18 protein-coding genes are annotated in these 24,025 nt (G+C 58.0%); 12 read left to right on the forward strand and 6 right to left on the reverse strand.

What is annotated here, in order from left to right; all coding sequences use genetic code 11:
- From ACXAEW_RS21645 to folD, 5 genes are all read left to right on the forward strand, one after another.
- Positions 1 to 972 carry a 2-hydroxyacid dehydrogenase gene (locus ACXAEW_RS21645; protein WP_474943411.1) on the forward strand — a complete coding sequence of 324 codons (972 nt, stop codon included), beginning with the start codon at positions 1 to 3 and terminating at the stop codon, positions 970 to 972.
- A gap of 2 nt (positions 973 to 974) precedes the next feature.
- On the forward strand, positions 975 to 3,584 hold the full coding sequence (locus ACXAEW_RS21650) for a phosphoenolpyruvate carboxylase (RefSeq protein WP_474943412.1): 2,610 nt from the start codon (positions 975 to 977) through the stop codon (positions 3,582 to 3,584).
- Positions 3,585 to 3,619: 35 nt separating this feature from the next.
- Complete coding sequence (glyA, locus tag ACXAEW_RS21655; RefSeq protein ID WP_474943413.1) at positions 3,620 to 4,915, forward strand: serine hydroxymethyltransferase; 1,296 nt, start codon at positions 3,620 to 3,622, stop codon at positions 4,913 to 4,915.
- Positions 4,916 to 4,980: 65 nt separating this feature from the next.
- Positions 4,981 to 6,657, forward strand: a complete 1,677-nt coding sequence (locus ACXAEW_RS21660) for a formate--tetrahydrofolate ligase (protein WP_474943414.1) — start codon at positions 4,981 to 4,983, stop codon at positions 6,655 to 6,657.
- A gap of 58 nt (positions 6,658 to 6,715) precedes the next feature.
- Positions 6,716 to 7,612 (forward strand): bifunctional methylenetetrahydrofolate dehydrogenase/methenyltetrahydrofolate cyclohydrolase FolD, encoded by an 897-nt coding sequence (gene folD, locus ACXAEW_RS21665; RefSeq protein ID WP_474943415.1) that lies wholly within the window; start codon positions 6,716 to 6,718, stop codon positions 7,610 to 7,612.
- 131 nt (positions 7,613 to 7,743) lie between these two features.
- Here the strand turns inward: folD and ACXAEW_RS21670 are convergent, their stop codons facing one another.
- Positions 7,744 to 8,193, reverse strand: coding sequence for a MarR family winged helix-turn-helix transcriptional regulator (locus tag ACXAEW_RS21670; RefSeq protein WP_474943416.1), 450 nt, complete (start codon positions 8,191 to 8,193; stop codon positions 7,744 to 7,746).
- Between the two features lie 145 nt (positions 8,194 to 8,338).
- Between ACXAEW_RS21670 and ACXAEW_RS21675 the strand changes: the two genes are divergently transcribed.
- The 7 genes from ACXAEW_RS21675 to ACXAEW_RS21705 all read left to right on the forward strand — a co-directional run bounded on the left by ACXAEW_RS21675 (position 8,339) and on the right by ACXAEW_RS21705 (position 18,531).
- Entirely contained in the window at positions 8,339 to 10,240 is a 1,902-nt protein-coding gene (locus ACXAEW_RS21675) for an FAD-dependent monooxygenase (RefSeq protein WP_474943417.1), read from the forward strand.
- Between the two features lie 546 nt (positions 10,241 to 10,786).
- Positions 10,787 to 12,838 (forward strand): serine/threonine protein kinase, encoded by a 2,052-nt coding sequence (locus ACXAEW_RS21680; RefSeq protein ID WP_474943418.1) that lies wholly within the window; start codon positions 10,787 to 10,789, stop codon positions 12,836 to 12,838.
- A 102-nt stretch (positions 12,839 to 12,940) separates the two neighbouring features.
- A complete protein-coding gene (locus tag ACXAEW_RS21685; protein WP_474943419.1) occupies positions 12,941 to 14,119 on the forward strand; it encodes a peptidoglycan-binding protein LysM in 1,179 nt (392 codons plus the stop codon).
- Positions 14,120 to 14,201: 82 nt separating this feature from the next.
- Complete coding sequence (locus ACXAEW_RS21690; RefSeq protein WP_474943420.1) at positions 14,202 to 15,299, forward strand: LysM peptidoglycan-binding domain-containing protein; 1,098 nt, start codon at positions 14,202 to 14,204, stop codon at positions 15,297 to 15,299.
- Between the two features lie 136 nt (positions 15,300 to 15,435).
- On the forward strand, positions 15,436 to 16,272 hold the full coding sequence (locus ACXAEW_RS21695) for an FHA domain-containing protein (RefSeq protein WP_474943421.1): 837 nt from the start codon (positions 15,436 to 15,438) through the stop codon (positions 16,270 to 16,272).
- Positions 16,256 to 17,206, forward strand: coding sequence for a PP2C family protein-serine/threonine phosphatase (locus tag ACXAEW_RS21700; RefSeq protein WP_474943422.1), 951 nt, complete (start codon positions 16,256 to 16,258; stop codon positions 17,204 to 17,206). Before ACXAEW_RS21695 ends, ACXAEW_RS21700 begins: the two co-directional genes overlap by 17 nt.
- A gap of 2 nt (positions 17,207 to 17,208) precedes the next feature.
- Positions 17,209 to 18,531: a hypothetical protein gene (locus ACXAEW_RS21705; protein ID WP_474943423.1), complete on the forward strand. Its 1,323-nt coding sequence runs from the start codon at positions 17,209 to 17,211 to the stop codon at positions 18,529 to 18,531.
- Between the two features lie 39 nt (positions 18,532 to 18,570).
- Here the strand turns inward: ACXAEW_RS21705 and ACXAEW_RS21710 are convergent, their stop codons facing one another.
- From ACXAEW_RS21710 to ACXAEW_RS21730, 5 genes are all read right to left on the reverse strand, one after another.
- Positions 18,571 to 19,368, reverse strand: a complete 798-nt coding sequence (locus ACXAEW_RS21710) for a hypothetical protein (RefSeq protein ID WP_474943424.1) — start codon at positions 19,366 to 19,368, stop codon at positions 18,571 to 18,573.
- Between the two features lie 39 nt (positions 19,369 to 19,407).
- Positions 19,408 to 19,773: a hypothetical protein gene (locus ACXAEW_RS21715; RefSeq protein ID WP_474943425.1), complete on the reverse strand. Its 366-nt coding sequence runs from the start codon at positions 19,771 to 19,773 to the stop codon at positions 19,408 to 19,410.
- Between the two features lie 87 nt (positions 19,774 to 19,860).
- Positions 19,861 to 20,778: a dynamin family protein gene (locus ACXAEW_RS21720; protein ID WP_474943426.1), complete on the reverse strand. Its 918-nt coding sequence runs from the start codon at positions 20,776 to 20,778 to the stop codon at positions 19,861 to 19,863.
- A complete protein-coding gene (locus tag ACXAEW_RS21725; protein ID WP_474943427.1) occupies positions 20,775 to 22,877 on the reverse strand; it encodes a dynamin family protein in 2,103 nt (700 codons plus the stop codon). Before ACXAEW_RS21725 ends, ACXAEW_RS21720 begins: the two co-directional genes overlap by 4 nt.
- A 435-nt stretch (positions 22,878 to 23,312) precedes the next feature.
- Positions 23,313 to 24,008 carry a GAD-like domain-containing protein gene (locus ACXAEW_RS21730; protein WP_474943428.1) on the reverse strand — a complete coding sequence of 232 codons (696 nt, stop codon included), beginning with the start codon at positions 24,006 to 24,008 and terminating at the stop codon, positions 23,313 to 23,315.
- Positions 24,009 to 24,025: the final 17 nt, after the last annotated feature.

Consider the following 24,025-nt stretch of genomic DNA (forward strand, 5'->3'; position numbering starts at 1 on the left):
ATGGCTAAACCTTCAGTATTTGTAACACGCCGTTGGCCGCCAGCGGTCGAGGCGCAACTGGCCGAACGCTATGAGCTGACGCTCAACACGGGTGATACACCACTGCGCCCTGCAGAAATCCGTGATGCCGTGGCCCGTTTTGATGCGGTTCTGCCAACGGTGACGGATGCCATCGGGCCCGAAGCATTGGATGTTTCGGCCCCGCAGACCAAAATTCTGGGCAACTACGGTGTCGGCTACAGTCATATTTGCGAGTCCTCGGCGCGCAGTCTGGGGCTGACCGTGACCAATACGCCCGATGTCTTGTCGGAATGCACGGCTGACATCGCGATGACGCTTTTGTTGATGGTGGCCCGTCGCGCCGGTGAAGGCGAACGTGAGGTGCGCGAAGGCCGGTGGACCGGCTGGCGGCCCACGCATCTGGTGGGCACCAAGGTTTCAGGCAAAACCCTTGGCATCATCGGATATGGGCGGATTGGTCAGGAAATGGCCAAACGTGCGCATCATGGGTTCGGGATGAAGATTCTCGTTCAGAACCGCAGCGCCGTGGATCCAAAAGTGCTGGCAGAATGCCGGGCAGAGCAGGTCGGAACAGTCGACGATCTTCTGCCGCACTGTGATTTTGTCTCGCTCCATTGTCCTGGCGGCGCAGCAAATCGGCATCTGATAAATTCAGCCCGTATGGATCTGATGCGCCCTGGTGCTTTCCTGATCAATACCGCACGGGGTGAGGTGATTGATGAGGCAGCGCTGATCCAGGGCCTGATGTTCAATACAATCGGTGGGGCCGCTCTGGATGTCTATGACGGGGAGCCGAGGATCAATCCGGACCTCTTGCAATGCGACAATCTGGTGACCTTGCCACATCTGGGGTCTGCCACGCGTGAGGCCCGAGAGGCCATGGGCTTCCGGGTTCTTGATAATCTCGAAGACTTTTTTGCAGGGCGCGAACCACGTGATCGCGTGATCTAACCATGTTGAACACCGTGAAACCAATCGCCTCCTATGGCCAGGATTATTCTGACGAGTTGCGCCAGGATGTTGCTGAGCTGTGGTACAAGGTGATCCAGCGACGCGCCCCCCATGTGGCGCGTTGGGCCGAAGCGCCGCAGTGCGCTCCGATCCCTGAGGGGCGTGAAGCTGTCCCCTTTCTTCAGGCCTTAACGATCCGGTTTCAATTGTCGCGGATCGTGGATGAAAACGTCGCGATCCGCGACCGGCGACAGACGGAAACCGAAGCAGGCCCGGCTGCACTTTCGGGGAGCTTTGCAGAAATCTTCGAAAAATACGGCTCCCTTCTGGCAGAGGCGGGTCGGGATCTGTCCATCGGGCCGACGCTGACAGCGCATCCCACCGAAGCAAAGCGGGTCACGGTGTTGGAGATTCACCGCCGCATCTATCGCGCGTTAACACGGCTTGAGACAGAGCGCTGGACCCCGCGGGAACGACAGGCGATCCTGGATGAGATCGAAGGTGAAATCGATCTGTTGTGGATGACGGGCGAATTGCGTTTGGCGCGCCCCACAATCGAGGATGAGATCGAATGGGGTCTGCAATTCTTTCGTGACGGTCTGTTTGACGCAGTTCCTCAGGTCATCGAAAGCTATGAACGCGCAGCTCAGGACCATGGTGGCAAAGCGGAGATCAAACCCTTCCTACGCTTTCACAGTTGGATAGGAGGCGACCGTGACGGCAACCCGAATGTAACCGTTGACCGCACCCGGACCGCATTGGAACGCAATGCGGATACTGCAAAAGCCCTTTATGTGGAAGGTCTTGATCAGGCAGCCGCCCGGCTGAGCATCAGCGATCTGATTGTGGACTTGCCCGTTCAGCAGGTTCAGGCGTTGGAACCTATTGCCGGTGGTGCGGACACGCAGGCCCGCAACCCGAACGAGCTGTTTCGACGTGCCTTATCCGCGATCCGCAGACGGGTTGCAGAAGAAGAATACACCCAATTGTCCGATTTCCTGCGGGATCTGGACATTGTGGACGGCGCGCTGTGCGCAATCAACGCCGAAGGATTGGCACGCCGCTATGTGCGCACCCTGCGCTGGAAGGCTTCGGTGTTTGGCTTTCGAACCATGACGTTGGATGTGCGGCAGAACTCCACTGTCACAACTGATGTCCTGGCCGATATCTGGACACAAAGCACGGGTGGCTGCCCGGTATTTGGCAGCGCAGAATGGTCCCAGCGTTTGCGCAGCGATCTGGCCGAGGCCAAGCTGCACCTGCCGCAAGAGGAGCGCCTTTCGGACGACACCCGTGAGCTTTTGGCCCTGATGCGCCTGATGGAGGAAAACCGGCAGGGGGCGGACCCGGATCGGATGGGGCCTTTTATCCTGTCGATGACCCGGTCAGCCGATGACCTGTTGGCGGTTCATTTGTTGGCAAAATATGCCAATGACGGCCGCGACGCCGCAGATCTGACCGTGGTGCCTTTGCTCGAAACAATCGAGGATTTGCGCAATGCCCCTCAGATCCTGGCGCAATATCTGGATCAAAGTCTGACACGTCGAAACAAAGCCGCGCGTCGGGGTCGTGTCGAAATAATGCTGGGTTATTCTGACAGCAACAAGGACGGTGGGTTCCTGTGCTCAATCTGGGAACTGAATCAGGCGCAGCGCAAGATTCATCGTACTCTTGCCGAACTGGATCTGCGCCCGGTGTTCTTCCATGGACGAGGCGGATCGGTCAGCCGTGGCGGCGCTCCGACAGGGCGCGCCATTGCATGTCAGCCGCCGGGAACAGTTGGCGGCCAGATGCGGGTCACGGAACAGGGTGAGGTCGTCTCGGCGCGCTATGCAAATCGCGGGACCGCTGCCACACATCTGGAACGGCTTGCAGCCAGCGCATTGGCGCATGCCGCAATGGAACAACGTTCGGTGACGTCGACAGAATTCGAAGATGCCTTTGAAACCCTGTCGGCGCTCTCTCAGACGACCTATGCATCGCTGCTGCAAACACCGGGGTTTGTGTCCTACTTTCAAGAGGCAAGCCCGGTGGAGGAACTGGCTAACCTCAAAATCGGATCCCGCCCTGCGCGTCGTTTTGGGGCGGCCAGCCTGGACGATCTGCGCGCGATCCCTTGGGTCTTTGCCTGGTCTCAAAACCGCCACCTGATTACCGGATGGTATGGTGTCGGTTCTGCCCTGTCCGCGTTTCGCCGGTTCCGCGGGCAAGCCGGAGCCGAGGTTCTGGAGGCCATGTTTGCAAGTTCGCCCCTGTTTCAACTGGCAATTACTGAAATCGAAAAGACGCTTTATCAGGCAGATATGGAAATCGCCAAAGCCTATGCGTCCTTGGTGGTCGACACGCGGGTGGGGCAACAGATCTTTGACAAGATCCGACGGGAATATGAGACCACCTGCGATGAGGTAACGCTGCTGACAGGCCATCCGATTGGCGTTGGCGCACCCGAATTCTGTGCCCGGTTTGATGCACGTCGCAGTGATCTGGACCGGATCAACGCGCTTCAGATTTCGCTGTTGAGGATGTCGCGCGGCAAAAGCGCGGATCCCGTTTCTGTGCCGCTCTTGCAATCGATCAATTCGATCTCAGCGGCTCTGGGCTGGACCGGCTAACACCAAGGTCCGCCCCAAAATACATGGAGGAAAACATGAACAAACACGACCCCCAAGCCAGTTTCTTCACGGCTTCATTGGCTGAGTCTGATCCGGCAATCTTTGCGGCAATTGGCGATGAGCTGGGACGTCAACGCGACGAGATCGAGCTGATCGCGTCAGAAAACATCGTGTCCCGGGCCGTGTTGGCTGCCCAAGGCTCTGTCATGACAAACAAATATGCCGAAGGTTATCCTGGTCGGCGCTACTATGGTGGGTGCCAATATGTCGATGTCGCCGAAAACCTGGCGATTGAGCGGGCCTGTCAGTTGTTTGGCTGCGCGTTCGCCAATGTTCAGCCAAATTCCGGCAGCCAGGCCAACCAAGGTGTGTTTCAGGCCTTGTTGAAACCCGGCGATACGATTTTGGGGATGAGCTTGGACGCGGGAGGACATTTGACCCACGGTGCGCGCCCCAATCAATCGGGCAAATGGTTCAATGCGGTTCAATATGGCGTGCGGAAGCTGAATAACCTTTTGGACTATGAACAGGTTGCCCAGCTGGCCGAGGAGCATAAGCCCCAGTTGATCATTGCGGGCGGTTCAGCCATTCCCAGACGGATCGATTTCGCCAAAATGCGTGAGATTGCGGATCGTGTCGGGGCCTATCTGATGGTTGATATGGCGCATTTTGCCGGTCTGGTGGCCGCTGGCGAACACCCTTCGCCGTTTCCGCATGCCCATGTTGTCACCACTACAACCCACAAAACCCTACGTGGACCTCGTGGTGGCATGATCTTGACCAATGATGAAGCGCTGGCGAAAAAGTTCAACTCTTCCATCTTTCCCGGCATTCAAGGTGGACCATTGATGCATGTGATCGCAGCCAAGGCGGTTGCCTTTGGCGAGGCCCTGCAACCCTCGTTCAAGACCTATGCTCAAAACGTCATTTCCAACGCTCAGGCTTTGGCGGATGAGCTGATGAAAGGCGGGCTGGACACGGTGACCCATGGGACCGACACCCATGTGGTCCTGTTGGATCTACGGCCAAAGGGCGTGAAAGGAAACGCCACCGAAAAAGCGCTTGGCCGCGCACATATCACCTGCAACAAAAACGGCGTTCCCTTTGATCCGGAAAAGCCAACCGTGACCTCTGGTATCCGTTTGGGATCACCGGCCGGGACCACCCGCGGATTTGGCGAAGCCGAGTTCCGCCAGATTGGCCGCTGGATCAACGAAGTGGTCGACGGGTTGGCCGAAAATGGTGAAGACGGCAACTATGCCATCGAGGCCAAGGTGAAGGCCGAAGTCGCCGAGCTTTGCGCCCGTTTCCCCATGTATCCCGGCCTTTGATCTGGCCAATTTTGTCAGCGACCCGCTGGCAAGAAAAAGACGATTGAACAGAGGGAGGGAATACCATGTCCTACAAATCGGACATTGAAATCGCCCGCGAAGCGCAGAAGAAGCCGATCCAGGAAATCGGGGAACGCCTTGGCATTCCGGTTGCGGATCTTCTGCCCTATGGCCATGACAAGGCAAAGGTGGGTCAAAGTTTCATCAACGGACTCGCTGACCGACCTGATGGCAAGTTGATCCTGGTTACCGCGATCAACCCAACCCCGGCGGGCGAGGGCAAGACAACCACCACTGTGGGTTTGGGCGACGGGCTGAACCGGATTGGTAAAAACGCGATGATCTGTATTCGCGAAGCATCGTTGGGTCCGAATTTCGGCATGAAGGGCGGCGCCGCCGGTGGTGGTTATGCTCAGGTTGTGCCCATGGAAGAGATGAACCTGCATTTTACGGGTGACTTCCATGCCATCACCTCGGCCCATTCGCTGTTGGCTGCGATGATCGACAATCATATCTACTGGGGCAACGAACTGGACATTGATCTGCGTCGGGTGACCTGGCGTCGGGTTGTCGACATGAACGACCGAGCGCTGCGGAATGTAACGCTCAGCCTTGGTGGGGTGGCCAATGGCTTCCCGAGGGAAGGCGGGTTTGACATTACTGTGGCGTCCGAGGTGATGGCAATCCTGTGTCTCGCAACGGATCTGGAGGACCTGCAAAAGCGTCTTGGCGATATGATCGTAGCTTATCGCAGGGACCGTTCGCCAGTCTATTGCCGGGACATCAAGGCCGACGGAGCAATGACCGTTCTTCTGAAAGACGCGATGCAACCCAATCTGGTGCAAACGCTCGAGAACAACCCGGCCTTTGTACATGGCGGCCCTTTTGCAAATATCGCCCATGGCTGCAATTCGGTCATCGCAACCAAGACCGCGCTGAAACTTGCGGATTATGTGGTGACCGAAGCGGGCTTTGGCGCTGATCTTGGGGCCGAAAAATTCATGAATATCAAATGCCGCAAGGCAGGGATTGCACCTTCGGCTGTTGTGGTTGTGGCAACGGTGCGGGCCATGAAGATGAACGGTGGTGTCGCCAAGGCGGATCTGGGCACTGAAAATGTAGCGGCTGTACAGGCAGGCTGCGCCAATCTCGGTCGCCATATCGAAAACGTCAAATCTTTTGGTGTTCCTGTGGTGGTAGCGATCAACCATTTTGTGACCGATACCGAGGCCGAGGTTCAGGCGGTCAAAGACTATGTCGCGGGCCAAGGGGCCGAAGCGGTGTTGTCTCGCCATTGGGAACTGGGGTCGGAAGGCTCTGCGCCGCTGGCTGAAAAAGTGGTTGAGGTGATCGAGGCCGGTGCAAGCCAGTTCCAGACACTTTATCCCGACGATATGCCACTGGCGCGGAAAATTGACACCATTTGCAAGCAGATCTACCGCGCAAACGGGGCCGTTCTGGACAAGAAGGTAAAGGACCAACTGACCCTGTGGGAAGATCAGGGATACGGGCATTTACCGGTTTGCATGGCAAAGACGCAGTATTCGTTCTCAACCGATCCCAGTCAACGGGGGGCTCCAACCGGTTTTGACATTCCGGTGCGTGAAGTGAGGTTGAGCGCAGGTGCCGGTTTCATTGTCGCCATCTGCGGATCCATCATGACTATGCCCGGCCTGCCCAGACAGCCGTCTGCCGAGGCCATTCATCTGAATGCGGATGGTCTGGTCGAGGGGCTGTTCTAAGCGGGCAGCCTCAACCAACCAAGAATGTGGCCAACCAAAAATCTGGAAGGAGAAACGCATGAGTGCAACGCTCATCGATGGGAAGGCTTTTGCCGCAAAAATCCGGGGACAAGTTGCGGGTTATGTGCAGTCCCTGCAGACCGAACATGGGGTTACCCCCGGTTTGGCAGTGGTTTTGGTGGGTGAAGACCCTGCCAGCCAAGTTTACGTCCGGTCCAAAGGCAAACAGACGGTCGAGGTTGGCATGGCTAGCTTTGAGCACCGGTTGGATGCCACCACAACCGAAGGCGATCTGTTGGCTCTGATCGCAAAGCTCAATCAGGACCCAAAGGTGCATGGCATCCTGGTGCAGCTCCCATTGCCGGATCATCTGAACTCGGATCTGGTGATCAATGCGATTGATCCTGCCAAGGATGTGGATGGGTTTCACATTTCAAACGTGGGTCTCTTGGGAACCGGACAAAAGAGCTTGGTTCCCTGCACGCCTTTGGGCTGCCTGTTGATGCTGCGTGAGCATCTGGGATCGCTCTCCGGGTTGGACGCAGTGGTTGTGGGGCGGTCCAATATCGTTGGAAAACCCATGGCTCAGCTTTTGCTGGGCGACAGCTGTTCGGTCACAATTGCCCATTCCCGTACCCGCAATATTGCAGAAACCGTGCGACGTGCCGACATTGTGGTTGCCGCAGTGGGGCGACCAGAGATGGTTCCCGGAGATTGGATCAAACCTGGCGCAACCGTTATTGACGTGGGCATCAATCGGGTTCCAGCGCCGGACAGGGGCGAGGGCAAATCAAAACTGGTCGGGGATTGCCATTTCCCAAGCTGTGCAGAGGTTGCAGGCGCCATCACCCCCGTTCCCGGTGGCGTAGGCCCTATGACAATTGCCTGCCTTTTGTCCAATACACTAACGGCGTGCCACCGTGCGTTGGGTTTGCCAGATCCAGAGGGCTTTTGATCCCCGCGTCCTAAAACAAACCTCTTTTTCGAGGTTTCGGAACGCCAAAGAACGCATCGAAAACAAAAAGAGTGTGTCACGCAGTTCCCACACGTTACGGGTCTTGCGTGGCAAGGCGCTCTGCCTCTGGGTCAGGGGGTGTCCGACATCTTCGGATCGCTCAAGGTTCCAATGGCTTTATGAGCAAGTTCCAGAAACCTGACCCGCTCTCCAGCATCAAGCCCTGACAGAATTTCGTCTTGCAGCGCCGTGACCACGGGCAGGATTTCACCATACATGTCCTGTCCTTTCTGGGTGAGCCGAACCTCCCGCGCGCGGCGATCATGTTTGCACACAGTCCGAACCACATAGCCTTTCTGCTCAAGCCGGTCGATGACCCCACCAATCGTGGCCCTGTCATATGCGATCTTGGCCGCGACACCCGCCTGGTCGATCCCCGGATGGGCCGAAATTGCATCCAACGCTGCAAACTGAACCGGCGTGAGATCAATACCAACTTCCTGAATGCGCCTTGTGAAGACATGTGTTGAGACCTGATTCATACGCCTAATCAAATGCCCAGCCATCTTGGTAATGTTCATATTTGGCCTCTGTTTCGTTCTTTCGCACAATAAATTCATGAATAACAATAGGTTCCAGAGGTTAAACTGTATACACATTTTTATTGACGCAAAGTAATACGTATAGGTATTACTTTTATGCGCGGCGAAACATGGGAGATATGCAATGCAGTTCTACAAAGATGGATTTCGCGGGGGGAACCCTGACATCAAGAACGCCGCGCCGAACCGGCGGGATCGGCATCTGAATGCGCCACTCCCCGAGCAAGTCGACGTGTTGATCGTCGGCACTGGCCCGGCGGGCCTGTGTCTGGCTGCGCAACTGGCGCAGTTTCCGGAGATCGACACCATGATTGTGGAAGCCAGCCCCTGCAATATCGTCAAAGGAAAAGCCGACGGCATCAACACGCGCACGATGGAGATGTTCCAGGCCTTCGGCTTCGCTGACAAAGTGAAGCGCGAAACCTATTGGGTCAACCAGACCACCTTCTGGATGCCCGACCCTGACCGGCCCGAAAACATCAAACGCATCGGTCGGGTGCAGGACGTGACCGATGACAGTTCGGAAATGCCACATGTTCTGATCAACCAGGGCCGCATGCACCAGCTGTTCCTTGAGGTTATGGAAAACGCACCAACGCGTCTTGCACCTGACTATAACCTCGCCCTGAAAGAGCTGACCGTGGATCAGGCCAACCACGACTATCCGGTAACCGTGATATTGGAAGATACCGGCGTGAATTGGGGAGAAACCACAGCGATCCGCGCCAAATATGTGGTCGGTTGCGACGGCGCCCGGTCCAAAGTGCGACAGGCAATCGGTGGCAAGCTGGAAGGCGATGCCGCTCATCAGGCCTGGGGGGTGATGGACATTCTGGCCAATACCGATTTCCCTGATGTGCGGCAGAAATGCCTGATCACTTCGGCCAAGGAGGGCAACATCCTGATCCTTCCGCGCGAAGGGGGCTACCTGTTTCGCATGTATGTCGAACTCGACAAACTCAAGGAAGGTGAGCGGGTTGCTGAACGCGGCTTTACCCAGGAAGACATGATTGCAGCAGCCAACCGGATCATGAACCCATATACGATCGACGTAAAAGAGGTTGTTTGGTGGTCGATCTATGAAATCGGGCACCGACTGACAGATCGTTTCGACGATGCCGACGAAAGCGAGGACCGCAATCCGCGTGTCTTTACCGCTGGTGACGCCTGTCACACCCACAGCCCGAAGGCCGGGCAGGGCATGAATGTCTCTATGCAGGACACATTCAACCTAGGCTGGAAACTGGCGCATGTGCTGCAGGGGCGTGCCCACGCAAGCCTTTTGCGCAGCTACTCGACCGAGCGTCGGGCAGAAGCCAAACGGCTGATCGAAACCGACCATGAATGGGCACGTATCATGTCCGCCCCTCCAGGCTCCTCGGATCTCGACAAAGGCGACGAACCGCGCTTCATGCGCCTGTTCAAAGAAAACCTGGATTTCACAGGCGGATTGGCAGTGCAATATGGCGAGAGCAATTTGATTGCTTCGCCAAAGCACCAAGCCCTTGCGCGCGGAGAAGAGATTGGCCGCCGTTTTCATTCGGCTCCAGTTGTACGCGTGAGCGACGCCAAACAAATGCAGCTGGGACATATTGCCGAGGCCGACGGTCGCTGGCGCATCTATGCCTTTGCTGGCAAGGATGATACCGACCTGCGAAATCTGGCCGACTGGTTGGAAAAGGACGCAAACTCGCCCGTTGTAAAGCATACCCGCACCGAAGAGGACATCGACGCGGTGATCGACCTGCGCGCAGTCTTCCCGCGCACCTTTGACCTGGTGGACTATGGCAATATACCGTCACTGCTGAAACCCAAAACCGGCAAACTCGGGCTCATCGACTTTGAAAAGGTTTTCTGTCTCGATCATAAGGGGTGCGGTGACATCTACGAGATGCGCGGCATCGACAGGGATCAGGGGTGCATGATTGTCGTGCGCCCGGATCAGTATATTGCAAATGTCCTGCCACTGGGTGCGACAGACGCGCTGTCAGCCTTCTTCGACGGCATCCTGCTGCCCGCACACTGAGCCTCATGGTTCAATCTGTCAAATAGCGTCAGGCATTCAAGTGACAGCACGCGTTCGGGCTTTGTTATGGCGCTGATCAAGTGCTCCCCTAGCGGGTGCAGCCCAACACGTAATGGGACTAACGCCAGCCGGATATTGTTGCGGTTGCGTTAACTAAAAGCGCTGATTTCATGCATCGCTTACGATTCAGATAGAATGGCAGCGAGCTGTTTCTGCGTCAAATTGCGCCCGATTCAGGCCCCAAAACACATGTCCTAACTGCTCCGCTGCTGGGTTCGGGAACACATTAACCGTCAATGTGACGCAATGGTCAAAAGCTGGTCTCCTCGATAAGATATTGAAAGCATGTATGATTTAATCAGTTTTTTGCAAACCTCAGGTTTCCCTGTCCGTTTAAGAAATTCGAAAAATCCCGTTTCGCCAATATTCCCTCTTTGCGCCTTATTGTTGCCGGTTTCTCAACAGATCAAATTAACAAAGAATTAACGCACAAACCGGGCAGCGGCAGACGCGGCGGCCAGACAACATTGAGACGGGAACAACAAAATGGCACTCAATTCGCTTGTTGAGACTTCAGTTGACGCGGATCAACAGGATGATCTGCAGCCGGGCACGACTCTCCTTCATGGCCAGTACACAATCACACGCTTTCTGAACAATGGCGGTTTTGGCATTACTTATCTTGCCAAGGACAGCCTGGACCGGACAGTGGTGATCAAGGAATGTTTTGCGGATGCCTTTTGCCGCCGGACAAACGCCCTGGTCAGCGCCAGGTCCCGGGCGCATCAGGGCGAGTTGAAGTCGATTATCCGCCACTTCATCCGAGAAGCCCAAAGCCTGTCCAAGCTGAAGCACCCGAACATCGTCGGCGTTCATCAGGTGTTCGAGGACAACGACACCGCCTATATGGCGATCGACTTTGTTGACGGCCGCGACCTGCAGGACATCATTGATGATGAGAAAGCCGTTCTGACACCAGAGCGGATCACCAGCATGACCTGCAAACTGTTGGACGCCATCGGGTATGTACATGGTGCCAAACTGCTGCACCGCGACATTTCCCCGGACAATATCCTGCTGACCGCCGAGGGCGAGCCGGTGTTGATCGATTTTGGTGCCGCCCGCGAAGACACAAGCAATGACGGTCGCAAGCATTCCGCGCTGCGGGTGGTCAAGGACGGCTACTCACCGCAGGAATTCTATATTGCCGGTAGCAATCAGGGCCCGTGGAGTGACCTCTATGCGCTGGCGGCCTCCCTTTACCATGTGATCAAGGGTGAAGCGCCTGTGAATAGCCAGGCCCGCCTGGTCGCCATCGCGGAACAACGCAGCGACCCCTATGTGCCCTTGGCCGGTTCAGTTGACGGCTACCCCGAAGGCTTCTTGGAAGCCATTGACATTGCGATGAACACCAAGCCCTCCATGCGCCTGCAGTCCGCTGAGGAATGGTTGGCGATACTGGACAGAAAGACAGCCGCAGAGCAGCAGCCGGAGAAAGCGCCCGAAAAGATTGCAGCACCCGTCCCCCATGAGGAAAAGAAGCGCCGCCGTCTGCCCTCGGTCTCTGCTCTGGCTATTCTGGCAAGTTTGGGTGCAGGCGGCTATATCTACTTTGGCAACCCCCAGACAAATGCGGCGGCTGAACAGCTCCCTTCGGCGGTTGAAACTGCGGCTCTTGCGGACGCGGCCCCAGCAGCTGCGGAACCGGATCCAGCGAAGAGAGAAACAGCAGACAGCGCGACAGTTGCGTCGGCCAGCACCGAAGCTGTAGCTCCAAAGGCGACAGTACCCGCCGAACTTTCAGAACCCGCAGCGCAAACCGTTGAGCTGACACCGGCAGAACCCGCATCGCAAACCGATGAGCCGGCACCTGCAAAACCCGCAGCGCAGACCGTTGAGCCAGCGCCTGCAACAGTCGCAGAAGAGGGTGCTGCAACTGCAGAAGTTACCGCAACCGCGCAAGCTGAACCGGCAGTAGCTGAGCCCGCGCCTTTTGCAGGCCATGAAGTCAGCTACGCACTCTGGGATGTCTCAATCCCTTTCGAGTACGAGGAAATCACCGTCCGCAAGGCGCAGGTGGTGTCCATCACCGGGACCGGGGAAAACACTGACCTCAGCAAGACAGGCAGCTGGATTGCACCGGGAGTCGAAATCCTGACAGTCAACAATCACTCGCTGTCCTCGGCCGCGCAGTTTGCGTCACAGCTGCTGACCGAGATGCAGATCGACCCGGACGGCTACACCCGCGCCTCTATCCGCTACAAAGACACTGAAACCAAGCAGTTTGAGATGGGCCTCCTGGCGGTTCCGGTTGTGCGCCGCATTGGCCTGAACAGTGGCCTGCACTTCGAAGCACGGATGCAAGACGGCGTCTGGGTCACCTCCGTCATTCAGCAGACTGATCAGGGATCCGCGGATCTTCGGCTCGGTGACGTAGTGTTGCGCGAAACCTCGACAGGCACCAGCCTGACCGAAGCAGACTCTCTGGCGGAAATCATACAAGCGCTACAGGAAAAAGGCGCTGCAACTGCAACCTTTGACCTACTGCGCGACGGAGCGCCGGCCTCAGCCAGCCTGGAACTGGCGGGAAGTAACTAACCCCGCCACCCTTTCATCCAAACTCAGACATCAGGCGGTCAGCCCCAACCGGTGGCCGCTCCCGGGAGAGCTTTGCCTCTCTGACCCACAAGGACAGAATGAATGCGCAATACAGCTAAATTTATGGGTGCTTCCCTGATCGCCATTGCGGCTGCCGGGCAATCTGCCCAGGCTCAGGAAGCCTGCCAGGTATACGAGGTCCAGTCCGGCGACAACCTGCGCGAAATCACCGAGAAAGTGTACGGTCACTCCAAGTACCGCGTAATCTATGACGCCAACAGGGCTGTGATCGGTCGTAACCCAAACATCATCGAAATTGGCATGCAGCTGGCCCTGCCTTGCGCCGATGGCAGCCTGCCGCAAGTAACGGCTGAGGCCCAGGACACCGAAGCCCAGGACGCCGATGAACAGGCAACCAGTATACAAGAAGCCAATGGCGCGGTTGCCAACGTTCAGGACACATCCGTCGGGGAAACCGCTGCAGAAGCAACCCTATCCGCAGAAACCCCGACGACCCCAGCCACCGCAGAACCGATGGTTCTGATCACCGGCAATGATTTTCCACCGTTTACCGGCGAGGATTTGCCCGGCCGCGGTATGTTCACCCAGTTGGTCGAAACCGCCGCACAGCGCGCCGCACCGGAGACCGAGGTCTCGGTGACCTTTGTAAACGATTGGGAATCGCATCTGGAAACCTTGCTGCCGGCAATGGCGTTCGAAGGCTCCTTCCCGTGGCTGAAGCCCAACTGCGGCGATTACGACCTGCTGTCCGCCGTCGACAGGTTCCGCTGCGACAACTATCGGTTCTCCGATCCCTTTTACGAAGTTGTCGACGGCTTTTTTGCCGCAACCGGTAGCCCCTATGCCGTAGCCTATGATTATAGCGAGCTGAAGGGCGCCCGGATCTGCCGGCCCGAAGGCTATTCGATGGCGCATTTGGATACTGCGGGCCTTACAGCGGAAACCGTAAAATTCTACCAACCGGTCCAGATTGCAGAGTGTTTTAGCGCCCTGGTAGCCGGCGCGGTGGATGTGGTCGCCCTCGACACCCTGGTTGCCAGCGACACGCTCGCCACCATGGGCCTGGCTGGCCAGATCACGGAGAACCCGAACCTTGGCGAAGTGAAATCCCTGCACGTCATCGTTCACAAAGATCACCCCCGGGCCCAGGAAGCCCTGGACCTGTTCAACAAAGGGCTGAAGGACATGTCCGTCTCAGGCGAGTGGTACGCCATCGTCTCAAAGGCCCTGCAACGCGAAATCAGAACCCTAACCAACTGACCCACCCTCAACTGAAACCTTGACCCACTGCCAGCAGTCCCCTGCGCAACGGCGGTGCCCCATTGAAAAGGAACTAACTTTCATGTCTATGATCAAATCCCTGGTTCAATACAGCGCAGCCACCGTTACCGCCGCCCTGCTCGTCTCCACCTCAGCAGCCGCACAGGAGGCATGTGCCCCCTACACCGTACAGGATGGCGACAGCCTCGGCTCAATCGCCCAGGCCGCCTATGGCTCGTTTGACTATCAGATGATCTTCAACGCAAACCGCAACGCCATTGCCAACCCCAACAGCCTGGAAGCTGGCACCGTACTGCAGATCCCCTGCGAGGACGGCCGTCTGACCGCAGACAGCAGTGTCACCGATGTTATCGCCCGGGAAGAGGCACGGCAAACAAATCAGGCCAAATCCAACATCTACGAACCCCCGATCAAAATGGTTTCGGGCAACGGCTGGGAGCCTTTCACCGGAGAAAACCTCAAGGGCGGCGGCATGCTGGTGCGCCTTGCGACCACTGCGCTGAACCGCGGCGGCAACAACCGCGAATACAACCTCAGCTTTGTAAACGACTGGCAGTCCCATTTCGATACGCTGCTGCCGCTCGGTGCCTTCGACATATCAATCGCATGGTACAAGCCTAGCGATTGCTCCGACCTCGAAAACCTCGACGCGGATACCAAATACCGCTGCACCCAGCTGGACTTCTCTCTGCCGGTCTATGAATCAGTATCTGCCCACTTGACCATGGCCGACAATCCCTATGCGGACATCAAGGATTATGCAGACTACGCCGGTGCCAAGATCTGCCGCCCCGAAGGCTGGTCCGTGTTCGAACTGTCAAACGCAGGTCTCGTTGATCCAGTGGTTACCATAGTCTATCCATCAACCACGGTAGAATGCGTCCAAAAACTGATGAACGGCGAGGTCGACATGGCTCTGCTGGACCTCGAAGGAAGCAATGCCGCAGTACGCGAAGTTGCGGGCGCAGAAGACAAGGTACAGCTGAACCCCAACTTGTCGCAGCTGCAGTCGATGCATTTCGTGGCCCATAAGACCAATCCCCGCGGCCGTGTCTATCTGACTCTGCTGAACAAGGGCCTGAATGAGATGCGTGAAAGCGGCGAATGGTACGCGATCATCGCTGACAGCCTGGCCGCTTTCAATAAGATCGGTAGCTAATTCACGCTTCTGCGATGCCCTGATCCGAGGGCATCGCGGGCCACACGTGCCGCGAAGGGCCGACACTTCATAGATAGGGACAACCGGGCGCTTGCCGAGACCGCACGAACGCCCGTACAACAAAAAGGCAGACGACATGGGATTTTTCGGAAAACTTATCGGACGGCAGGGCCAGCTTTCTGAACCCGCCCCGATGGAAAAGCTGCAAGCTGAAGAAGGGGCGATGCAGCAGGATGTGCTGAAGGCCGTCGCGCAGCAAGCGCGTTCTGTGGAACTGGATCTGGATACGCAGGCGGATCAAACTGCAGACACGCAGCTGGACACCACCACTGCGCCCGCCGCAGATCCGGCCGCCGGTATTTGGGATTTGGACCCGGTTGCCGCCGCCGCGGCGGCCGCTGCTGCCCCGCCCACAGGGACCGCTGCTCAGATGCCGCAGCCTGGCGGCGAACTGCCCGATCTAACCGCACATATCAGCGCCGCACCCGCCCGTAAGCGCCGAGCAAAGACACGTCTCCTGGGTTTTGAAACCTCTGAAGGCGATATCGTTAACCTGTTCGACAGCTCTGGTGTCGGCGCCCCGGCCCGCGACGCCAAATTCCCGGTCGGCTGGATCGTGGTCGCAGAAGGTCCCGGCTACGGCGAGAGCTTCGCTCTCAAAGCCGGCATGTCGGCCATTGGCCGCGGCGAGGATCAGGCCGTTACACTGGACTTCGGCGACACCGCAATCTCCCGCAGCAACCATGCTGCCATTGTCTTTGATCCCGAAACCTCGCAGTTCTTTCTGGGCCACGGCGGCAAAAGCAATATCGTTCGCCTGAACGGCCAGCCCCTGATCAGCAACGAGGTTCTGAAAAGCGGCGACGAGATCCGTATGGGCGAAACCACCCTGCGCTTCATGGCCTTGTGCGGTGAAGACTTCAACTGGAACAGCTCTGGCGGGCAGGAGGCGGAACATGTGGAAATCGCCTGAACCGCGCTTTGACGTTGCCGCAGCGATCTGTCAGGGCGCGCGCGACTACCAGGAAGACGCCATTATCACCGACTTTCCAGCAGGCACCGACATCGGTATGGCCATCCTCGCGGACGGCATGGGCGGCCACGCGGCCGGGGATGTCGCCTCAAAGATGGTGGTGACAGAGGCCTTCAGCAAATTGAAGTTCGAAAGCGTCAACTTCGCAGAACACGAAAAGCAGATCCCCTATCACCTGACCCACTCCGCAGCAGAGGCCAACATCTGTGTTCAGGAGTATGTCCAGGACAATCCCAGCGTCCGCGGCATGGGCGCGACACTTGTGTCGCTGGTGATGATCGAGGACCGGATGTACTGGCTGTCGATCGGCGACTCGCCGCTGTATCTGATGCGCGGCGGCAAGCTGCAGCAGCTGAACGAGGACCACTCGATGGCGCCGCAAATCGATATGATGGTCAAGGCGGGTCTTTTAGACGCCGAAGCCGGCCGCAACCATCCCGACCGCAACTGCCTGACCTCTGTAATTCTGGGCGACCGGGTTACCCGGACGGACTGCCCCAAGACCCCGTTCCGCCTGGAAGTCGGCGACCTTGTGATTGTGTCCAGCGACGGGTTGCAGTTCCTTGAGGATGAGCGGATCGAGAAGATCCTGCACAAGTACCGCCGTCGCAAGAGCGCGGAAATCGTCGAACGGTTGCTTTCTGCGCTGGATAACTTGGCGGATCCGGATCAGGACAACATTTCCTTTGCTGTGATCAAGCTCAATCATAACAAACCGGTCACCCGCAAGATGCACCGCAAGCCGGTCGATCTGGTAGGCGATCAATCCGCCAGCGCAACCCGCGTGGTGGCCATTGACAAAGGCTCTTATGACGGCCCGCCCTTACCGGAGCAGGATGTGAAAGTGGTTCGGCTAGCAGGGAAGGGGCGTTAGGCATGACCCAAGCGGAAACGGTCGCTTCACTGCGGCGCGCCCTGGCAGAGGGCAGGATCCCCTCACGCCTGCAAGGCAGCACCGGGACTTTGCTGGAGCAGCTGGAACAGCCGGTAACGGTCACGCTGTTCGGCCTACCCGGTTCTGGAAAGTCCAGCGTCGCCAACCTGTTGCTGGGCAGCCCGGTGATACCGACAGGCGTCTCATTGCCCACCCTGCAGATCAGCGGCGGCGAGACCGCAGCCTGCAGCGGGGTGCTGGCAGATGGCAGCGCCTTCGGCCTGTCCGGTTTCGACACCGGAGCGCTGACAGCACGGGGCGCGGTCTTTGCAGAGGCGCATCTGCCACTGCCCGCGCTCAACCAGATCAGTATCCTGGAGATTTCCGCGCCGGATGCCACCTCTCTGGAACGAGCAGTGCCTTGGGCGGCTCAGCGGACAGGCATTGCCCTGTGGTGTACCCAAGACTTCACGGCCTCAGAAAAAGCCGCATGGGCGCGCGCACCAGAGAAGATGAAGGATGGTGCCTTCCTTTTGGTGACCAAGGCAGATCAACTGTCGGCGCAGGACCGGCTTGCGTCCACGCTGACCGATATGCAGGACAGCGCATCTGAGGATTTCAACAGTATCCTGCCGCTGGCCACGATAGAGGCGCAGGCCGCCCGGCAGCCGGATGGCGCTGTGGACCGCGACCGGCTGCGCCGCTCAGGTGGGCAGGCGCTGATTTCGGCCATCATGCATGAAGTGAAGCTGCGTCGGCAAGGGGCGCTGGACCAGGCCGGAATGCTGCTGGCAAAATACGCCACTGCTCCTGCCACTGCAGAGGACACGGCCGCACCGCTCTCTCCGGTCGTGCCCCATGTCTTAGAGCCGAATGCTCGGCTTGAAGAAGAAAAACCCCCTGCACCGGCACGTACTGCCCCCGCACAACCGCAGGCACCAGCGGCCCCCGCTGCGGTTCTTGTACACACTGCACAACCGCAGGACGCCGGTCTCAGCCCGGAAACCCGACAGGCCTTCGATCAGGCGCTGGAGTACCTGGCCGCGCAGGGCCGCAATATGGGGCAGGCCTTGCAGGGCGGCTCGGGCAGCGACAGAAAGCAGCTGATCCGCACCGCCCTGAAATCGGTGCAATGGCTGGACAGCCATCTCGAAGAGAACGGCGGCACCGAAGACGGCGCACTGGCAGAGATCCGTGGTGCAGTCTCGGAAGCGGAAGACCTGATACAGCTGATCCAGGTGGAACAGGACGATACGTCACTGCTGGATGCGACCAGCATCCTATTGCAACTGAAACGAGACATGCAGGCGCAGCTCGCAGCCTGAAGTCCTTAAAACTGCATGACAAAATAAAGGGATTTCACCTTACAGGGTGAAAACCCTTTGCCAGATAGCGTGCAGCCCGGCCAGCTCCGCCTCGCTATGAGCAAACAGGGCGCATTCGCCATCGGCCCAGACGACGGATACGCATCCGCCACCTTCACCGCCTTCCAGAACCGGACCCAGCGAAATCAGCCGCGACGTTTCGGCCAGTGCCGCGTGTTTGGCATAAGACGCCTGGAAGCGTTCCCACTGTGTATTCGCGATTTTCTGGAGTGCGGCCAGCACACCTTTGTCTACACCGCCGCCCAGCCAGACACCGTCCGCATGCAGCAGGCAGGCGGAATACATCTCACCAGCGGCCTCGATGAAAAATTCCATCGGCCGTTCCTGCTCAGCCGGGTCAAGCTCCATCATCTCTTCCAGCATCCCGGTCGGCAATCCCAGCCCGGACGGACCGTCAGCAGCCGCCACTAAGGAGGTCTCAACCGTCAACGGGTCTTCAGCCTGCGCGAGCCGCACCATGGCAGCTGCAACGGCCTCCAGCACCTCCGGCTGATCATGGGACAGCCCTTCACCAACCAGATGCTGCACCTCTTCCAAATCGCGGCTGGCAGACACAAGCGCCATCAGCCGCCGTTCGGAGACCACACAAGACAGCGCGCTTTCTCCCGCCCGGAAGGTCAGTTGCCGCTGTAGCACCGTAGTGCCGATTTCCTGCAGCATCGCGCTAAGCGGCGGTGGGAACAGCCCGTTGGATAAAACCCGTTTGCCATCCCGAAACACGGTCTGCCGAGCGCCCAAGGCCGCCAGATTGTCCGCAATTGCGTTGTCGTGAGTCACTTTGAAATTCCCGTTCGAAGGTCGTAGAGCACTGATCCGTCATTCATCTGCGCTGATCCGGACCAGGCAGTCCAGCGCAGCGGCCTGAAACGCGCTCAGATCCAGATCCGGCGTGGCAAGGCACAGCAGCGCATCGGTCGGCTGCAGTGACGATTTGAGGACCAGCATCAGACTGTCCGGCTCCCGCACAAGCGCATAAGTGGGCGACTGGGAGCCAAGCGGCGGCGCGCCGTCTTCGCCGAGCAGACAGCCAGCACGGGCGCAAAGCGCGTCCATCGCATGGCGGTCAAGGGGCGACTGGCTGTTGGCAACCAGCACCATGCCCGCGGCCAGATCCGCATAGGCCACCGTCCCGCAGGCGGGAAACTGAGCATACAGACTGTCCATTTCTTCCGATACTGTCATTATGCGCCCCTGCTTGATGGGCCGTATTCGCCCGGCCCGCAGGTCAACTCACAACCGCAACAGGAAGGCGAATACAAGACCTTAATTTCAGTTCTCCAGCAGTTTCCTACGCAGGGCCGCCAGATCTGAATCCGGACGCGGAGTGCGCTTGGCACCTTTGGGACGGACCCGGCGCGGGATGACACGGCCAGGTTGCGCCGCTTGCGGGCTGGCCGCTTGGACGGGGGGGGCTGCGGCTGTCGCCGGTTCCGCAATTACGGGCCGCTCCACCGGCGGGACCGCAACAGCGGCAGGGGGCGCATTTTGTACCACAGCCACGCTTCCGTTGCGGGCGGCCGTCACAATGGCCTCCAGCGCAGCCGAAAACCCTTTTGCACCCGAGCTTTCCCATTCCGCGCTCTCGAATTCCGCATCCAGCGCCTGGGTCAGCGAGATCGGGCAGACGTCGGCAAACTGGCCTTCGGTCTCCCGTGTAACCCGGGTCTGAACCCGCAGCTTGTCCAGCGGCGTTGTCAGCTTGTCAAACCGGGTGATAAGCAACAGGCTGCGCTGGCGCACTGCCTCCGGCACCAGCCCCCAGGCGGCCGCCTCCGACTGGCGCCAGGCCTGGGTCGCATGGGTGCACCACAGCACGCAGTCCACTTCGGCCAGCATCCGCTCCCAGACCTCGGGCGGCATGTTGGGATCGGAGATACCCGGAAAATCGATCAGGTCGCATGCTTCCAGAACCGGTGCCACGCAGCTGATCTGTACATAGAGCGTCTCTTCCAGCGGCACCGCCTCCAGTGCCTCCAGCGAGACCGGGTGCAGGCTGGCGTCGAGCGCCTTGCGCACAGGCGGTGTGTCGCCTTTCGTTATCCAGACCGGCGGCAACCGGGTCGCAGTGACCTTCTCGGGCAGGATACGCCGCCCCAGCAGAAGGTTCGAAAGGGTACTCTTGCCCGCGCTGAACTCGCCCATGATGGCGACACGGGGTTTGCGGTCCAATGGCTGCGGGTTCGTCATGCCGCCGCTCCTTCACGTTCTGTCCGGGCCGTCTCTGCACTCGGCTCCGCATGTTGATATGTCAATTCCTGGAGCAAAATCTCCAGCAGTTCCGCCCGCTCTTGCTGGTCGGTGATGCCGAACAGAGTGTTCAGGTTGCTCGTGCTGATCCGGTTTTTCTCCGCTACGTCCATCAGCAGCTCTCTTTGTTCGGTGAAGAACTCCATCAGCCGTTCGCGGGCGTCCTGCCGGATCTCAGCCGCCTGAGTTTCCTTCAGTTCATGGATGATTGGTGCCGTCTCTGCCTTGATCAGGTCGTAGTAGCTGCTGGCATAGGCCCGGTATCCACGGCGACGTTTCCACCAGCCCTTCCACCAGGAGGTCTGCAGATCCAGCGCAATGGTAGCGCCGATTGCCACCGGCGGCGGCACTTCTGGCACCGCAGCCGGCGCAATGCGAAAATCGCTGACCTGAATAGAAATCGCCTGCTGATAGGTTTCATGAATCGCCGAGGCCGCCTCACTGTAAACCTGCTTGCAGGCCGCCATCAGGTTCTTGCGCATCACCTGATAGCTGGAACGCAGCAGGATCCGCAGCCCGTCCGGCGCATATTGCCAGGTTTCGTTTTCGCCGTAGTTCTCCAGATGCTGGACCAAGGACGCCACCGCCCGCTCCAGAAATTTGTTATGTGCCTGGTCTACTCGCGCAGAAAAATTGGCAAACACCTGGTCCAGGGCCGTATCCATCTTCGCCATACTCGCTGTTTCCAGCTGCTGCAAAAGCTGGCTCAAAGCGGCGGGCTCTATCACCGAAACCCGGTTGCCATCTATCCGCATTGACGCCACGGTCGAGGCCGCCTTCATGCTGGACACCTGGTTGGCGGCCCGCTTTCGCACCTCGGACAGCAGCCGCGTACCGGCACCTTCGGCAATCCGCGTGCCGATGGTTTCAAAAAGTTCCGGCACGCCGGAGAGCTTCCACATCAGCGCCGGGTCGTTCAGCACATCCTGGCCGTCTGCACCTGCCTGCGCCCTAGCATACTGCCCTAGAACGGCGGCGCTGTCCTCGCCTAGCGGATGTGTGTCCGGCGCCAGAGCCGCATTTGCCCACAACGCGCTGCCAAAGACGATCTTGAGGTTCTCTGGCCCGTTCATCTTCTCTAGCGTCGCAAGGATGCTGTCGCGGATATCCGGAATCTGGCTCACCGGGTCCGACAGCTCATCAATGCGGTTGACGAAAATGACGATCCCTTCCGAGCGCACGTTGGAGATCATCCGGATCAGCCCCATATCAACAGAGCTCAGAGCCTGCGAGGCAGACAGAACCACCACACACAGGCGGCTGTTGCGCAGAGATTTGATGGTGATTTGCTCGCGCATCAGGAAGGTATCGTTCACGCCGGGAGTGTCGCGCAGGCAAAGCGGCACTGGCAATGACGGCAGCGGCAGATACAAGTCGGCGGATTTGGTGATATCGGCAAACCGTCCCTGTTGGTCGCTGCTGCCCTCCATCTCGAAATCATCACCCAGGCAGACATACCGCTGCATCAGGTCATCATCTAGGTGCCGGTAATCGTGTTTCTGACCCAGGAGCAACTCAAACCGACGTCCCAGCCGCTTGCGGGTCTTTTCCCGCATTTCAGAGATCTGCGCCTGGATTTTCTGCAGCTCCTCATCAGCGCCCGCCCGCATCGACAGCTCGCCGATACGGCCACCGTTAGAGACAAGATGATCCCATTCATCGCCATTGAAGAACTGGAACGAGGCCACCGGATCGCCGTCTTTGCGCGGGGCATTTAGATGCAGCGAGGTGACGACTGAAGTCCAGGGGTTCACGTCGGCGGGCAGCAGCCCAGGGCGGGCCACCATCGCGTTGACCAGGGAGGTCTTTCCGGATTTGATCTGCCCGATCATCGTGACGCTGGGCTTGAAATCGTCAAGGTCTTTCAGTTGTCTGGCGATCTGGCTGCGGCTGCCTTTGTCTTCCAGTGCCTGAACATCCAGAAGCAGCTCCTTCAATTCCACAATCTCGCTTGCGAGCCCGCCAAGGCTGTCGTGGCCACTACGCAAAAAGGGAAAACCTCCAAGGCCAGCGGGCTGGCAGTCCGGTGTCTCATTCATAGGTGTAATTTCCTTATCGGTCTGTACGAGCAACGAATGAATTCGTGGTCAAAGCTGCCTTCTTTGTTTTGTGGTTAACGAACAATCAGCCATCAAAGGCAAAATTGCGGCAGACCGTGGCCGATAAGTTGTCTTTGCCTAAAATGTTCATATTTTTTTAACTTTTTACGGAATCCCAAGGTGCGCCTGCGGGATTTGATGCACCCCGTATATCTTCTTCCGTTTGACAGATCAGGCCGCCGCGTAACCCTTGGGGTTCCGTTCGTCGCGCCCTCAGCGCGTTCGTCAATCTTGCCCTTCACCGCCTTGATCAGGTCGCCCCTTTTATCGGTCAGGGATTTCAGCAAGGCAAAGACCCGCATCAAAAACTGACCGGTGCCAGCAAAACACGAGAGGGGCAGGTGTTTCGCTCTTAATTATTCCATTGGAGGAACTTCACCCAATAGGGCGAACGATTCTCGGGGGTGTGGAGAGGTAGTCAACCAATTGAAACTGTTGCAGCTGCGCGAGGAATAGAAAATGCTCCAACGCAGGAACAATTTTGATGTTCTTCAAATCCGGCGCGCCGCCCATGGCCAAAGCCGGAAAAAAACCAAAAGCCTGACCAGGACCCGGGCGGCCAAGTTTTTTCACCGCGCGTGAAAACAGTTTCTTGCCTGCATCGTCGTAGGCGTCGAGGCTGTCGGGTTGGTGTCCAAGAAGTCCAACCACAATAGGCGTGTTGGGAATTGTTTTTTTGGACGGGTCAATCAGATCTGTTGCAATAATTTGACTGGAGAGAAGATTGATTTTGCAAAGCCAATGCCGCTCACTCCAGACAATCAGGTTTCCAAACGGCCCATAGCCAATCACATGGCAATCCCGATGGGAAAAATCCTTGTCCGCATGAAAGATCTGGCTGAGCAAACCGTCGAATTCTCCCGGCAAGCAAACCCGCATCAGGCCGCCTTGCAAAGCGCCCGTACCGTGATTTCGCCAGAAATCAATCAGGATGTCTGGCAGAACCCCGGTCCATCTTTGCAGGACATCCTCGCTAACGATAGTAGCGTCCAGCAATGGACCTTCGTCTTCAATGATTTCATCGATATAGTCTTTGCCGCTACGGCCTTTGATTTCGCTGATATAGGTCATTTCTTCCTCAACAGGGT

The organism is Epibacterium sp. ABZ3_068 (genome assembly GCF_056159265.1).

Excerpts from the sequence above, each read along its gene's own strand:
- ACXAEW_RS21700 (WP_474943422.1), top strand. The coding sequence starts at position 16,256 with ATGTGGAAATCGCCTGAACCGCGCTTTGACGTTGCCGCAGCGATCTGT.
- ACXAEW_RS21660 (WP_474943414.1), top strand. The coding sequence starts at position 4,981 with ATGTCCTACAAATCGGACATTGAAATCGCCCGCGAAGCGCAGAAGAAG.
- ACXAEW_RS21685 (WP_474943419.1), top strand. The coding sequence starts at position 12,941 with ATGCGCAATACAGCTAAATTTATGGGTGCTTCCCTGATCGCCATTGCG.
- ACXAEW_RS21645 (WP_474943411.1), top strand. The coding sequence starts at position 1 with ATGGCTAAACCTTCAGTATTTGTAACACGCCGTTGGCCGCCAGCGGTC.
- glyA (WP_474943413.1), top strand. The coding sequence starts at position 3,620 with ATGAACAAACACGACCCCCAAGCCAGTTTCTTCACGGCTTCATTGGCT.
- ACXAEW_RS21680 (WP_474943418.1), top strand. The coding sequence starts at position 10,787 with ATGGCACTCAATTCGCTTGTTGAGACTTCAGTTGACGCGGATCAACAG.
- ACXAEW_RS21715 (WP_474943425.1), bottom strand. The coding sequence starts at position 19,773 with ATGACAGTATCGGAAGAAATGGACAGTCTGTATGCTCAGTTTCCCGCC.
- ACXAEW_RS21670 (WP_474943416.1), bottom strand. The coding sequence starts at position 8,193 with ATGAACATTACCAAGATGGCTGGGCATTTGATTAGGCGTATGAATCAG.
- folD (WP_474943415.1), top strand. The coding sequence starts at position 6,716 with ATGAGTGCAACGCTCATCGATGGGAAGGCTTTTGCCGCAAAAATCCGG.
- ACXAEW_RS21720 (WP_474943426.1), bottom strand. The coding sequence starts at position 20,778 with ATGACGAACCCGCAGCCATTGGACCGCAAACCCCGTGTCGCCATCATG.
- ACXAEW_RS21690 (WP_474943420.1), top strand. The coding sequence starts at position 14,202 with ATGTCTATGATCAAATCCCTGGTTCAATACAGCGCAGCCACCGTTACC.
- ACXAEW_RS21730 (WP_474943428.1), bottom strand. The coding sequence starts at position 24,008 with ATGACCTATATCAGCGAAATCAAAGGCCGTAGCGGCAAAGACTATATC.
- ACXAEW_RS21725 (WP_474943427.1), bottom strand. The coding sequence starts at position 22,877 with ATGAATGAGACACCGGACTGCCAGCCCGCTGGCCTTGGAGGTTTTCCC.
- ACXAEW_RS21675 (WP_474943417.1), top strand. The coding sequence starts at position 8,339 with ATGCAGTTCTACAAAGATGGATTTCGCGGGGGGAACCCTGACATCAAG.
- ACXAEW_RS21650 (WP_474943412.1), top strand. The coding sequence starts at position 975 with ATGTTGAACACCGTGAAACCAATCGCCTCCTATGGCCAGGATTATTCT.
- ACXAEW_RS21705 (WP_474943423.1), top strand. The coding sequence starts at position 17,209 with ATGACCCAAGCGGAAACGGTCGCTTCACTGCGGCGCGCCCTGGCAGAG.
- ACXAEW_RS21695 (WP_474943421.1), top strand. The coding sequence starts at position 15,436 with ATGGGATTTTTCGGAAAACTTATCGGACGGCAGGGCCAGCTTTCTGAA.